The following is a 12,945-nucleotide window of genomic DNA, read 5'->3' as shown; positions in this document are numbered from 1 at the left end:
TTTGACTGAAGTTCATCCATGATTCGTGTTCCTTCGCCGTCCAAACTGAATTTATTTCTCCACATTACCGGTCGCAGACCGAATGGCTATCATGAGCTGCAAAGTATTTTCCAGCTGATTGACCTCTGTGACTGGCTAGAGTTCGAACAAACCGAGAATCAACAGATTCAGATTGAAGGTTTAGCGTCAGTTGATCTGGAACAAAACCTGATCTATTGTGCGGTGCAAATGCTTAAACCGTATGCAAAAGCCTTTTCTGGTCTAAAAATTCGTCTGGAAAAGAATATCCCGATGGGTGCCGGACTGGGTGGCGGCTCTTCGAATGCTGCCACCACGCTGATTGTGGTGAACCAAATTTGGGATTGCGGACTGGAAATTGAGCAATTGGCCGAGCTGGGTGTGAAGCTTGGTGCTGATGTGCCGATTTTTGTGCATGGCCGAAATGCATGGGCAGAAGGCATCGGTGAACACTTAACATTCATTGACTTAGATCAAAAACAGTTCATTGTGCTTAAACCTGACTGTTTTATCAGCACTCAACTGCTTTTTTCACAAAAAACGTTGACAAGAGACACGAAGAGCTCTAAATTTTGCGCCTATCAGATAACGCCATCTGATTTCGGAAATAACTTTGAGCCACTGGCAAGAAGTCTATATCCTGAAGTCGATGAGGCGATGCAATATCTCGACCAGTTCGGTGTTGCAAAGCTTACAGGTACAGGTGCCTGCGTGTTTATCGAAGTAACTGAAGATATGAATGTAACCGACATTCTTGAAAATGCACCATGTAAATCTTATCTGGTTAACAGTTTGCAAGAATCGCCATTACGTCATTTCAAAGTTTGTTAGGGGTATCGCCAAGTGGTAAGGCAGCGGGTTTTGATCTCGCCATCCGTTGGTTCGAATCCAGCTACCCCTGCCATTTTTCACCTGTAGATGTACTGTATTAGGGGCGTCGCCAAGTGGTAAGGCAGCGGGTTTTGATCTCGCCATCCGTTGGTTCGAATCCAGCCGCCCCTGCCATCTTACAGTCATCGAATTAGGGGCGTCGCCAAGTGGTAAGGCAGCGGGTTTTGATCTCGCCATCCGTTGGTTCGAATCCAGCCGCCCCTGCCATTTTCTCAAAAAAGACAGAACATGGTTTTGCTGTAACAGTGTTAATTTACCTTGACACATTACCGTAAAAATATTAAAGTTCTGCCGCATTAGGGGTATCGCCAAGTGGTAAGGCAGCGGGTTTTGATCTCGCCATCCGTTGGTTCGAATCCAGCTACCCCTGCCATCTATTCCCATATATTCTAACCGCCAAGGGTGCTTCATGCCCAATCTTGTCGTTTTTAGTGGAACCGCGCATCCACAATTCGCTCAAAAAGTCGTAAGCCATTTACACATTCCTCTAGGTGCTGCATCTGTTTCTACCTTTTCTGATGGTGAAATCGCTGTAGAAATCACTGAGAATGTACGTGGTAAAGACGTATTTATCGTACAACCTACTTGTGCACCTACTAACGACAACCTGATGGAAGTCCTAGTAATGGCTGACGCGCTACGTCGTGCAAGTGCTGGTCGTATTACCGCCGTTATTCCTTACTTCGGTTATGCTCGTCAAGACCGTCGTCCTCGTTCTACTCGTGTACCGATTACCGCAAAAGTTGTTGCAGACATGCTAACTACTGTGGGTATTGACCGTGTAGTGATGATCGACCTTCACGCTGACCAAATCCAAGGCTTCTTCGATATCCCTGTAGACAACATCTACGGTACTCCAGCATTGCTTGCTGACTTACGTCAACAACAGCATCATAACCTGATGGTTGTTTCTCCTGACGTTGGTGGTGTAGTACGTGCTCGTGCTGTTGCGAAACAGATGGGTGATATTGATCTGGCAATCATCGATAAGCGTCGTCAAAAAGCGAATGAATCACAAGTGATGCATTTGATTGGTGATGTGAAAGATCGCGACTGTGTGATCGTTGATGACATGGTGGATACAGCGGGTACGCTTTGCAAAGCAGCTGATGCATTGAAAACTTTCGGTGCTCGTAAAGTTGTTGCTTACGCGACTCACCCAGTATTGTCTGGTAAAGCACTCGAAAATCTGAAGAATTCTGTAATCGATGAATTGGTTGTCACTGACACCATTCCGCTTTCAGAAGAAGCTTTAGCTCTTGGTAAGATTCGCCAAGTTTCTGTAGCAAGCATGGTTGCAGAAACAATTCGTCGTATTAACAACGAAGAATCTATTAGCGCAATGTTCGATTCTTATCTATAATAGTGCGCTGAATTTCCAAAGCCCTGCCATTTGGCGGGGCTTTCTATCACCGGACTGGTCGCAAGTCTGGTTCATTTAAACTTAAATAGGATGTCTATCATGGCAAACTTCGTATTAAACGCAGCAGCACGTGAAGAAGCAGTACAAGGGAAAGGTGCGAGCCGCCGCCTTCGTCTTCAAGCGAAAGTTCCTGCAATCATCTACGGTGGCGAAGCTGCTCCTGTAGCTGTTACTCTTGAGCTTCGTCAGCTTGTTAAATTCTTAGAAAGCAATTCTTTCTTTGAAGAAGTGATTGAAATCGACGTTGACGGTAAAATCGAAAGCGTTAAAATCCAAGCGCTTCAACGTCACCCAGCTAAAAACACTCCAATGCACGCTGACTTCAAACGCGCATAAGTGTTGATGGTGTAAATTAGTGTCAAATATTTCACTGATTGTAGGTTTGGGCAACCCAGGTTCTGAGTATGCCCAAACCCGCCATAATGCAGGCTTCTGGTTCGTGGAGCGCCTTGCAGAACAATATGGCATTTCCCTCAAAAAAGACCCAAAATTTAATGGATTTAGCGGTCGAGGCAATATCGAAGGTCAAGACGTCCGTCTACTTCTTCCAACAACCTTCATGAACCTTGTCGGTAAAAGTGTTGTTCCCTTTGCCAAATTCTACAACATTGCACCTGAGTCAATCCTGATCGCACATGATGAACTGGATATGAATCCAGGAATCATTCGCCTAAAAACTGGCGGTGGTCACGGTGGTCACAATGGTTTACGCGATATCGTGCCGCACATCGGTCCGAACTTCCATCGCTTACGTATCGGTATTGGTCATCCAGGTTCTAAAGAACGTGTGTCCGGTCATGTACTAAGTAAAGCACCGAGCAGTGAGCAGACGTTAATGGATGACGCGATTGCACATGCCATGAATCGTATTAAGATGCTGGTCAATGGCGAAGTACAACAGGCCATGAACCAAATCAATGCCTACAAACCAAACTGATCATTCTATAAATTGTTGAACAATCTTTCTTGCCATCTTGCTCATTTCAGAGCAAAATGCGGTTGCGTGATTGTTCACAATACAGCAAGTCAGACTGATTTAACCATAAGATCAAACTCTTAGGTCCACCAAGGAGACGCTACATGCTATCTCGTTTATTAAAAGCTAAAATCCACCGTTGTGTCGTAACACAAGCAGAATTACATTATGAAGGTTCTTGTGCAATTGACGGTATTCTTCTGGATTTGGCAGGCATCCGCGAATATGAAGAAATTCATATGTGGAACGTGACGAATGGTAAGCGTTTTACCACTTATGCAATCCGCGGTGAAGAAGGTTCAGGCATCATTTCTGTCAATGGTGGCGCTGCGCTGCAAGCAGATGTTGGCGATCTAATGATTATTGCGACTTTCGGTGATTTCACTGAAGCTGAAGCCAATGCGCATAAACCACGCCTTGTCTATGCGAATCCAGACAATACTGTAAACCACACAGCGAACTGCATTCCTGTTCAAGTGGCTTAAGCCCAAGATTCTAAAAAGCCCGCAATCATGCGGGCTTTTTTATTGAAAAGTACTTTTAAAAATAGATCTAAATTAACTACCCTGCGCCCATTTTTTCTGGCTTTCGCAATTTAAAGATTTCAGGTTCTGATCAACCAGATCCGCCAATAAAGCCTGTCCATTTTCTTTGACTTTAATTTCGGCATATTTCGCGTTGCGATAGCATAGCTCCAATCCTTCGGCGAACATAAAGCTATTCGCTGCCGGATATAAATTTTGCAATCGGTTAGAAGGATTCTTTAGTACCAAACGTGCAGAAGTTTCTGGACCAGTCTTTAAATGCTTTTTATCCAAACTGGTTTGAATCACACGACGTTGATCATCCAGTTGCACATAACTTAAAAGATGTGCCTGATCCTGAATACTCTTTTCTAAAGCTGTAATTTTTTTATTTTGTGAACCACTTTCTTCTACGCGCTTGGCTTCAGTATCACCCTCAAAATGTAGCTCATAATTCAGTGCCATATAATCACCTTGCAAGATCGAGCGTGGATCGACAGGTGCAAGCTCCACATAAATACTTTGGCTGTTACGGAGATGCCATTCATGTTGAAGAACCAGGCCACAGAATAAAGCGATACTAAAAATAGCCAAATGCAAAGGAAGAAACTTTTTCATACCAGCTTCCTCCTTCCATGTTGTAGATTTATTTTCCTCAAAATATAGGCTAGTAACAAGACCATCAGACCGGAAATGAAGATACTTATGCTTTTAAATATGAAGCTTAAGCCTAGATTGTAATACAGCATCCATAACCAAAAAATCAGCAATAAAATGATAAGTGCCTGTATAAGTCGTTGCTGATAGACCACAGCCCATACCATAAGCAGCATAATAATAAAAATCTCAAAATAGCCCAGCAGAATCAATACAACGCCAAAGGCAGGAATCAGCCAGAGCCATTTTTCACTAAATTGCTGCCAGTTTTGCCAAATTAAACTCAGTAACAATAAGCTTGGAAGAATATAAAACAGCAGAACTTGCTCAAAACTGATCTGCCCGATGCCCCGCCAGTGCTCTAACCCAGTCACAGATTGAACCACGGCTGAACCTGTCAGCATGGCAATCATCCAGAGCAGAATACTTTTCTGATAATTCGAAGATTGCCAATATCGGGCTGTTAGGAATAGCCCGATAAAAATGACATAGTTCAAGCTTAGGGCAAGCGTGATTACAATATCATCATGCTTAAAGGAATTTTCTAAGGCTAAAACTACAATTGCTAAAGCATGTGTAATCAGCAGCTGTAAGGTCAGAATGAACCAGTGCATCCGTTTGATCACAGTCAGAGCCAGCATGATTAATTGTAATAGCCACACTACAAACAGACTATCCGTGAGTAGCTCTGTATGAATTAATACTGCAGCCTGACCACATACCCACAAGCAATAGGCAAACTGACGCAGAAATATTGAGGTCTTCTGGTTTAACAATTTCCAAGCGATGCCGATAAAAACTAAACCCAGAACAATCGACACAGTTTTCCAATAGGTTAGTAACAGCACTGCCAGAATAATCCCAGCAATCCAGGCACCGAGTGCCAGCGGAATCACGGAAAATTTAGTTTGTGGAAAGATTTTCTTTAATGCGAAACTGATCGCGGCAAACCAGCCAAAGATCAGGACAGCCAGTATAAATAGCCCAGCTGCAGAATTGGTGAGACGATCATCGACCAGTTCAAACATCCATAGGCTCAAACTGGCAGCCAAGCCTGCAATTAGTAAAATAGTTTCTAGTGCCTGATGCTTTTTATAAAAATAAAATGCAGTACCTGCTGGTAGAACAACTGAAGAGGCCAGATAGATCAGCTGAAAATGATGGGTAAACTGCATCATGCTACTGATCGAAATCACGATCATGAATGCAATAAGCAAGAAACGCAGCAGTGAGTAATAGCGCATTGCAAAGGCAAAACTTATCGCAGTGAGCAGATTTAATCCTAAGAGATACAGTCCTTCTGCCCGTACCATCCAGAAACTTTGCTTAAAATATAAATACAGTGCCAGCTGACTGACTACAGCAAGCATCGTAAAAATGCCAATATTGGGCCGATACAGCCATGGCAACAGCAATACTGCCCAGAGCAGAAATAACTGGTAACTGTCCGCACCAGTCTGATAGATCTGCCCAATCACCGCCAGACTTAAGCCCAGCATCAGTCCAGATACGGTATCCAGACTTTGTCTAACCCACTCCTGTTGGCCTACATAGACACTGGTTGCTGTGCTACAGAGTAAAATTAGCATCGGAATCGCTAATTGAATTATTTTCGGTAACATCCACCAGTTTGCTGCGATTAAATACAGGAAGCTGACCGCGATGAGTGCCAGTCCTAAGACTTTTAAATAACGCAGTGCCTCTGCATGACAGAATAGTAATGGTGAAAATTGATTGTTTTGGATCAGCTCGGTTTTATGCATTGTTAGAATGATTGATTAATTTCTATTCTTGCTAGCACGATAGCATGTTTCTAGTTTTTTGCTAAAACCAACAGCAATTCAGATTATCTGTTTTACTTATCTAAAATTCAGCAAATACGTGACTAATCAATCTATCCCATCTTTTAAGAATCAGGACTATAATGATCCTACATCGCTTCAGGGCGGGGTGTGATTCCCCACCGGTGGTAATTTCAAATCTTACTAGTAAGACTTGAATCAGCCCACGAGCAGTCAATTTCGATTGATCTGCAGATCTGGTGAGACTCCAGAGCCGACGGTATAGTCCGGATGAAAGAAGACGAAAGCAGTACAGCATGTTTTATGTGAAGCATAAAACTGTTTTGCCATAAGCCTATTTTCACTATGTCCTGAAATGTTCAATCGTACTTTTACTTTACGTGAGCGTTTCAATGTCCAGTTTGATTCAACCCGAAATTTTCTTTTCTGCACTCGCACCTGCTGAACAACGCATCCTTCAGGCTCTTAACGACATCCGCCAAGGCAAACCCGTCCTAGTCATGGATGATTTTGACCGTGAAAATGAAGTGGATCTGATTATTGCAGCAGAGACTCTGACTGTAGAAACCATGGCCCGCATGATTCGCGATGGTTCAGGTATCGTATGCTTATGCTTGACCAATGAGCTGGCGGATCACTTAGAACTACCACCAATGGTGGCAGACAACTCAAGTCACTTTAAAACTGCATTTACCGTAACTATCGAAGCTGCCGAAGGTGTGACCACTGGTGTTTCTGCCAAAGACCGCACGACTACAATTAAAGCAGCAATTAAAGATGGCGCTGTTGCCAGTGACCTGAACCGTCCGGGCCATGTATTTCCGTTACGTGCCCGTGAAGGTGGTGTGCTGACCCGTCGTGGTCATACCGAAGGTACCATTGACCTTGCTCGTCTGGCGGGTTTAAAACCTGCTGGCGTACTGTGTGAGCTGACCAATCCGGATGGCACTATGGCTTCTGGCATTCAGGTGCTGTCATATGCACAGACACATCAACTGACTGTGATCACTATTGATGAACTGGTGCATTACCGTCAACAACACAATATCTAACACATAAAGATAAAAATCCCGATTTAAGATCGGGATTTTTTTATGTTCAGTATTTTGATTCAAATAAGAACAGAATAAATCCCGTACAGCGCAACCAGAAGCAAGATCAAACCACACAACCCAAGCAAGTGCGGATAAATCTGAGAACGAGATAATCTCTGAAATCCTAGATAGACCAGTGATAGCGTTAGAAAATCTAGAATAATCCAACTGGTCGTTAGAATGACCAGACTTAGATCAAGATTTGGGCTAATACCAATAAATTGCGGAAAAAATGCCGCAAAGAAAATAATATCTTTGGGATTGGAAATCCCTACCAGAAACCCTGTTCGGAAGCCACCCTGCACTGGCTGCAAGCGTTGCGGTCCAGTTACTCCCTGCCCCTGCCAGACTTCCCGAAAAATCTGAATGCCTAACCAGGTAATATACAGACAGCCAAGCAATTTGATGCTATTCAACCAGTTTTCATTAACAACCAAAAGGCCTTTTAGGCTAAGAATGGATAAGGCAATCAGAACGAGTGAGGCAAAGTTAGTCCCGAAAATGGTCTGCAAGGCATGCTTATAGCCACCTTTCAGTCCTGCACTGGCAACGAGGAGCATCACAGGTCCCGGTGTCGCGATCATTATGACTACCGCCAGACAGTACAGCAGATATTCTGTAATATTCACCTAATCTCTCCTTGCCTAAATTTCGAGTATAAAAAAAGAGGACTTATTCGTCCTCTTCTTCCATCTGAATCAAATGTTGGCTGATGCCATCGGCACGCAGGAATGCCAAATCATAACTGGCTTTGGCGAGTGCTAGTACCCGACGTTCAAACTCATCCCAGATCGGACGCACCTGTTTGTAATGAATACCCAAGCCACTTTCATCAGTGAAGTGACGATTTTTTTCACACAGTTTTAATGCATGGTAGAGCTTACGACCTTTGCTGGCATCATTACGCAAACGCACTCGCTTGGACAATACGAATTTTTCGACATGTGCTACATCTGCCAGTGGTAGCATTGGGACTAAAATCTGATCAAGCTGTGCATCCAGTCGTTGCCATACCGCGGTATGCTGTTCGGCTGTATAAGTATTCCACTGAATCACTTCATGGTTAAAACGGCGACAACCACGACATACCGCATCACCAAATACGGTCGAGCAACGCCCTGCACATGGGGTTAAAGATGCAATACGACGATCTAAACTCAAAACTTACTCCAACATTGCTGATCAATTCAGCACAGGTAGGTCTGCAATAATACCGGGTCGGGCAAGACTATACACGCTCTCCTGCATGAATTGAAGTCCATATAAATGCTATGGGTTTTACTCGCATAATCATGCAAATCACGCTAAAATGTGCGCCTTTCAAATATCATGCTACGTTGGAGTATTCCATGAACGCTACTGTAGAACAGCTTGCACCTGTAGAACAGCAAGCGACGACTGGTTGGGTTGTTGCCGCACTTTATCAATTCAAAGAAGTTCAAGATCCTGAGGGTCTGCAACAACGTCTTCTTGACCTGGTAAAAACCATCAACCTTTGCGGTACTCTAATTGTGGCAGGCGAAGGCATTAACGGAACCGTTGCCGGTAACCGTGAAGCCATCGACAAAGTACATCAGTTCCTTCTGGATGAAGGCTTCAACGAAATGGAATACAAAGAGTCTCACAGCTCTGACAAACCATTCCGTAAAATGAAGATCAAACTGAAAAAAGAAATCGTGACTTTAGGTGTACCTGTTAAGCCACGTGATCTAGTTGGTCACTACCTTGATCCTAAAGAATGGAACGAACTGATTGCACGTGATGATGTAATTCTGGTCGATACCCGTAATGACTACGAATACAAAGCAGGTACCTTCAAAGGTGCGATTGACCCGAAAACTGAAACTTTCCGCGAATTCCCGGAATATGTGAAGCAAAATCTGGAACAACACAAAGACAAGAAAATTGCTATGTTCTGTACTGGTGGTATTCGCTGTGAAAAATCAACATCGCTACTACTTCAAGAAGGCTTTACTGAGGTTTATCACCTGAAAGGCGGTATTCTGAAATACCTGGAAGAAACTCCACCAGAAGAAAGCCTATGGGAAGGGGAATGTTTCGTATTTGATGGCCGTACTGCTGTCACTCACGGTATGGAAGAAGGTCAAAATACCAAATGTCACGCATGTGGCTGGCCACTGACACCTGAAGAAGCAGCATTACCAAGCTATGAGCATGGTGTATCTTGCGTATATTGCATCGACAAGACGACTGAGAAGCAAAAAGAAGGTTTCCGTATGCGTCAATCACAAATTCTGGCTGCAAAACGTAAACGTCTATAATGCATTGAATGTAACTAGATGTATAAAAGCCCTCATTTGAGGGCTTTTTTTTACATAAACTTCACAATCGAAATAAAAATATCAACACGCTTTTACCAAGAATCCCGTTTAAAAATAAAAAGTCTTGATAATCTATATACAGTAATAATTTTTTCCACCTAAGTGTTTAATTACTAAATATATTTTTTATATGAAAAGGAACACAAAATGGCGAAATCCTACGCAAAATATCAAGATAATATTGTTCAATTTCAACGCAAGGAACCAGTAAAAGTGCAGCAGACTGTTGAAGTCATGGAACAGCTAGAACATGAATCACATCTTTTTATTGTTGTACTGGGAACTGTCATTGGCGCGATCTTGGCGCTATTTATTGGCTATCATATCAACACTGGTATCGTTCAATTCTTATTATTAAGTATATTGCCAGTATTAAGTGCCTATCTGCTACGTCGAGTTTATATCTATACCCTCACGCATAGCTAATGTGCATTGTTAATAATAGTCATGTACAATTTATATACTTTACCCATTCTGGAATACTCCGTAGGATAAAAGCAGTATTTTCAATCAACTGCTGCTTATGAATCTGACTGAATGGATTATTTCTATTATGGAACAGCTGGGCTATTGGGGCATTGCCCTGCTCATGTTCCTCGACAATGTCTTCCCTCCTATTCCCTCTGAAATCATCATGCCCTCTGCGGGCTATTCCGCTTCCCAAGGCCAATTAATACTGGTTGGTGTAATCGTTGCTGGCTGTATTGGTTCTCTGGTTGCTGCCGCCTTACTCTATTGGATTGGTTATAAATTTAGCCACGAATCGATTTTCAGATTTGTCGACCGCTATGGTAAGTATCTATTTATTAAATCTGATGATGTGAAGAAATCCTTAGAATGGTTCGAGCAGTATGGCCATCGTATTGTTTTTGCTGGACGTATGATTCCAGCAGTTCGTTCTCTAATCAGTATTCCTGCGGGAATGAGCCGTATGCCTTTCTGGAAATTCATGTTCTATAGCAGCTTGGGAACAATAATCTGGACCACTTTCCTGGCTTGTGTCGGATTTTATTTTGGTGAAAATCAGGAACTGATGCACCAGATTTTTAGTAAGGTCAGTTACATCATTATTGCAATTGTAGCGATTATTATCGGCTGGGTACTCTACCGTAGACATCAGCGCAAAAATCGTCCATCCTGAACATAAGTCCTGTTTAGGAGGCTAAAACGATGTCGCATTATCTTAAATATTTTGCAGCCGTTTATTTTGCCTTGCTGGTTTTGGTTGGTATGATTGTGTACTGGTTAAACCTCGGTGCCATTATCTTCATCCCTGCTCTCATTGCAGCGGCTTTCTTGAGTGCTCGGCATTTTGTACATCAGGAATTGCGCTTACCTACTCCCGAAGAGAAGAAGACACTGGTCTGGGGTTCTACCATTATCGCTATGACCCTCGGCTTTATTTTTATCTTTGTGATGATCTGGTTGCATCCTTATACTGAAGAGATTCTGCGCCGGATAAACTATACTGGTCGCGGTCCGAATTCCTTCATTGTCGCTGCCTTGATTGCCTTACATGCTGGCCTGTTCCATATTGCCTATCAGGGTTATAGCCGCTATAGCCTGGATAAACTGCCAAAGAAACACGCTTAAATTCAGTGTAGTTCAACTAAGTCACGTGAACCCTTCATGCTTCACGTGACATTCTTCATATTTTCAATTATTTATATTGATTAATATTTAATCAAATTATTAAAATAAGGAAACTTGCTGGTATAGCATTTCTCTTTCTTCACCATACAAGCAACAAAAATAAAAACCATACTCGAGATAAGAATGATGATTAAAAAATATTTAGGCTATTTCACCATGGTTTATCTGGTCGCAATTCTGATTGTTGCCGGATTAAGTATATTTATCGACCTACCAGGCAGCAGTATAGCTATTCCGGCATTATTCGGTGCAGGTACGGCAGCAGCAATCAAATTTGTTCAAGATCAGCAGCGCCTGCCAACTGCTACCGAGAAAAAACAGTTAGTGTGGGGCTGTATCGGTATTAGCGTACTGATTAGCCTGATCCTATCCCTATCTATATTAGGTATTTCAGAAGAACGGGAAATCATCCTCGATATGCTGGAATCTTTACCTGTCGGCATCTGGGTCATCGTATTACTACTAGGTTTAGCGATTCAATATGTTGTTCTTGCCTTATGTTTCGGCTGGATGAGCAAAAGTGCGCTTAAAGGTCCGGAAGCTAAAAAGCAGGCGAAGTAATCGCTGTTTAGGTCAAAGCACTTAATATAAAAAGCAGAGATAAAAAAAGCACCCGAAGGTGCTTTTTTTATTGGGGAGAATTAATCTGGTGTGTGATACATCAGGTACAATTCATTCAGATTTTCTGGAATTTCTTCCGCAAGCTCGTCCATTAACTGGCCATTGCGACGGAAAGTTTCCATTTGTGGGTCTTCTTCATCAATTCCACTGAAGACCATGATTGGCAGGGTTAAATCTACCAGTTGTTCTTCAAATTCTTCTGCAAACCATGCTTCTTCGTTTAGGAACATGGCATCAACAAAGCCCACGCTCCAGTCACCAAGACTTGATTCGGTATCCGCTTCCTCGATTGCAAACGGGAAAGTGATGCCTTCTTCATTGGCCAAACTTTGACGGATAGACTCCAGCCATGCTTTAACCTGTTCGATGATTGCCGCTGGAACTTTTTTCTGATTGTTATCAAAAAGCTCATCCAGCCATTTGTCAAACTGCGGACCTACTGCAATCGCACACAGGAAACCGTGAGTTGCTGCGAAATCCAGACCATACTCATTTTGGTCGCCATCCAGATAGTCACTCAACAGGTCTAAATCTAAAGCACTCATCTAATATCCAAACTTAGAAATTCCGAAAGGCCTAGCATAGCATTTATTCAAGCCACACTAAATCCGAATTGCTTAATCTTCGTCGTCGAAGTCATCGTCATCGTCGAAGTCGTAGTCAAAATCTTTGAGTTCGCGCTCAAGGCGGCGTTGAGTCAACAAGTCATCAATTAAACGACGTTTTTCCAACGACTCTTTTGCGCTGAGCTTGCTAGAAGCCTCATCGAAGCTGACATCATCATCACCGTAGTTATCATCTAGTTCAAAATCTGTAGAAGACACTAAAACTACCTCATTGTGAAAAATGTAAAGGGTCCTGAGCGCTATTTATCTTGCCTAAAAAAACTTGTCAAGTTTTATTTAAATTTTAGTATTTTAAATTTGTAAATAGGGCTTTTTTTC

17 protein-coding genes, 4 tRNA genes and 1 riboswitch are annotated in these 12,945 nt (G+C 42.7%); of the genes, 15 read left to right on the top strand and 6 right to left on the bottom strand.

The genetic code is table 11. The features are described 5' to 3' along the window. The first annotated feature begins 18 nt into the window (after positions 1 to 18). The 9 genes from ispE to panD all read left to right on the top strand — a co-directional run bounded on the left by ispE (position 19) and on the right by panD (position 3,793). Complete coding sequence (ispE, locus tag BS636_RS09220) at positions 19 to 849, top strand: 4-(cytidine 5'-diphospho)-2-C-methyl-D-erythritol kinase (RefSeq protein WP_099338483.1); 831 nt, start codon at positions 19 to 21, stop codon at positions 847 to 849. Then, positions 848 to 922: transfer RNA gene (locus BS636_RS09215), tRNA-Gln, on the top strand. The genes ispE and BS636_RS09215 overlap by 2 nt, the downstream gene beginning before the upstream one ends. Before the next feature lie 26 nt (positions 923 to 948). Continuing rightward, a tRNA-Gln gene (locus BS636_RS09210) sits at positions 949 to 1,023 on the top strand. A gap of 18 nt (positions 1,024 to 1,041) precedes the next feature. Continuing rightward, a tRNA-Gln gene (locus BS636_RS09205) sits at positions 1,042 to 1,116 on the top strand. Positions 1,117 to 1,207: 91 nt separating this feature from the next. After that, positions 1,208 to 1,282, top strand: a tRNA-Gln gene (locus tag BS636_RS09200). A 36-nt stretch (positions 1,283 to 1,318) separates the two neighbouring features. Further along, positions 1,319 to 2,272, top strand: coding sequence for a ribose-phosphate pyrophosphokinase (locus BS636_RS09195; RefSeq protein WP_099338482.1), 954 nt, complete (start codon positions 1,319 to 1,321; stop codon positions 2,270 to 2,272). A 99-nt stretch (positions 2,273 to 2,371) separates the two neighbouring features. Beyond that, a complete protein-coding gene (gene rplY / locus BS636_RS09190; protein WP_099338481.1) occupies positions 2,372 to 2,668 on the top strand; it encodes a 50S ribosomal protein L25 in 297 nt (98 codons plus the stop codon). Positions 2,669 to 2,687: 19 nt separating this feature from the next. Beyond that, positions 2,688 to 3,269, top strand: a complete 582-nt coding sequence (pth, locus tag BS636_RS09185; protein WP_099338480.1) for an aminoacyl-tRNA hydrolase — start codon at positions 2,688 to 2,690, stop codon at positions 3,267 to 3,269. Positions 3,270 to 3,412: 143 nt separating this feature from the next. Beyond that, positions 3,413 to 3,793, top strand: coding sequence for an aspartate 1-decarboxylase (panD, locus tag BS636_RS09180; protein WP_099338479.1), 381 nt, complete (start codon positions 3,413 to 3,415; stop codon positions 3,791 to 3,793). 72 nt (positions 3,794 to 3,865) lie between these two features. On the opposite strand, the gene BS636_RS09175 is transcribed toward panD, so the two are convergent. Further along, the gene (locus tag BS636_RS09175) at positions 3,866 to 4,450 is read right to left on the bottom strand and encodes a GDYXXLXY domain-containing protein (protein ID WP_099338478.1); all 585 of its coding nucleotides are present in this window, start codon (positions 4,448 to 4,450) and stop codon (positions 3,866 to 3,868) included. Continuing rightward, positions 4,447 to 6,252 (bottom strand): DUF2157 domain-containing protein, encoded by a 1,806-nt coding sequence (locus tag BS636_RS09170; RefSeq protein WP_099338477.1) that lies wholly within the window; start codon positions 6,250 to 6,252, stop codon positions 4,447 to 4,449. The genes BS636_RS09175 and BS636_RS09170 overlap by 4 nt, the downstream gene beginning before the upstream one ends. 170 nt (positions 6,253 to 6,422) lie before the next feature. After that, a riboswitch (FMN riboswitch) is annotated at positions 6,423 to 6,577 on the top strand. Positions 6,578 to 6,683: 106 nt separating this feature from the next. Between BS636_RS09170 and ribB the strand changes: the two genes are divergently transcribed. Then, entirely contained in the window at positions 6,684 to 7,343 is a 660-nt protein-coding gene (gene ribB / locus BS636_RS09165) for a 3,4-dihydroxy-2-butanone-4-phosphate synthase (protein ID WP_099338476.1), read from the top strand. Positions 7,344 to 7,402: 59 nt separating this feature from the next. Here ribB and BS636_RS09160 read toward each other — a convergent pair whose 3' ends face one another. Both BS636_RS09160 and BS636_RS09155 read right to left on the bottom strand, forming a co-directional pair. Next, positions 7,403 to 8,014, bottom strand: a complete 612-nt coding sequence (locus BS636_RS09160) for a LysE family translocator (RefSeq protein WP_099338475.1) — start codon at positions 8,012 to 8,014, stop codon at positions 7,403 to 7,405. 43 nt (positions 8,015 to 8,057) lie between these two features. Beyond that, positions 8,058 to 8,546 (bottom strand): DUF1289 domain-containing protein, encoded by a 489-nt coding sequence (locus BS636_RS09155; protein WP_099338474.1) that lies wholly within the window; start codon positions 8,544 to 8,546, stop codon positions 8,058 to 8,060. 188 nt (positions 8,547 to 8,734) lie between these two features. Here BS636_RS09155 and BS636_RS09150 point away from each other — a divergent pair, with 188 nt between their 5' ends. From BS636_RS09150 to BS636_RS09130, 5 genes are all read left to right on the top strand, one after another. Next, on the top strand, positions 8,735 to 9,667 hold the full coding sequence (locus BS636_RS09150) for a rhodanese-related sulfurtransferase (protein ID WP_099338473.1): 933 nt from the start codon (positions 8,735 to 8,737) through the stop codon (positions 9,665 to 9,667). 207 nt (positions 9,668 to 9,874) lie between these two features. Beyond that, positions 9,875 to 10,153, top strand: a complete 279-nt coding sequence (locus BS636_RS09145; protein WP_099338472.1) for an FUSC family protein — start codon at positions 9,875 to 9,877, stop codon at positions 10,151 to 10,153. Between the two features lie 97 nt (positions 10,154 to 10,250). Then, positions 10,251 to 10,868 (top strand): DedA family protein, encoded by a 618-nt coding sequence (locus BS636_RS09140; RefSeq protein ID WP_099338471.1) that lies wholly within the window; start codon positions 10,251 to 10,253, stop codon positions 10,866 to 10,868. A gap of 29 nt (positions 10,869 to 10,897) precedes the next feature. Further along, on the top strand, positions 10,898 to 11,320 hold the full coding sequence (locus BS636_RS09135; protein WP_099338470.1) for an ABZJ_00895 family protein: 423 nt from the start codon (positions 10,898 to 10,900) through the stop codon (positions 11,318 to 11,320). Positions 11,321 to 11,503: 183 nt separating this feature from the next. Then, complete coding sequence (locus tag BS636_RS09130) at positions 11,504 to 11,941, top strand: ABZJ_00895 family protein (RefSeq protein WP_099338469.1); 438 nt, start codon at positions 11,504 to 11,506, stop codon at positions 11,939 to 11,941. A gap of 80 nt (positions 11,942 to 12,021) precedes the next feature. On the opposite strand, the gene BS636_RS09125 is transcribed toward BS636_RS09130, so the two are convergent. Next, positions 12,022 to 12,546, bottom strand: coding sequence for a YecA family protein (locus BS636_RS09125; RefSeq protein ID WP_099338468.1), 525 nt, complete (start codon positions 12,544 to 12,546; stop codon positions 12,022 to 12,024). A gap of 72 nt (positions 12,547 to 12,618) precedes the next feature. After that, complete coding sequence (locus BS636_RS09120) at positions 12,619 to 12,825, bottom strand: PA3496 family putative envelope integrity protein (RefSeq protein ID WP_004814888.1); 207 nt, start codon at positions 12,823 to 12,825, stop codon at positions 12,619 to 12,621. Between the last annotated feature and the right edge of the window lie 120 nt (positions 12,826 to 12,945).

The organism is Acinetobacter sp. LoGeW2-3, from assembly GCF_002688565.1.
Lineage (GTDB): Bacteria > Pseudomonadota > Gammaproteobacteria > Pseudomonadales > Moraxellaceae > Acinetobacter.
The sequence above is the reverse complement of the archived record's forward strand: the minus strand, read 5'-3'. Positions and strand labels throughout refer to the sequence as shown.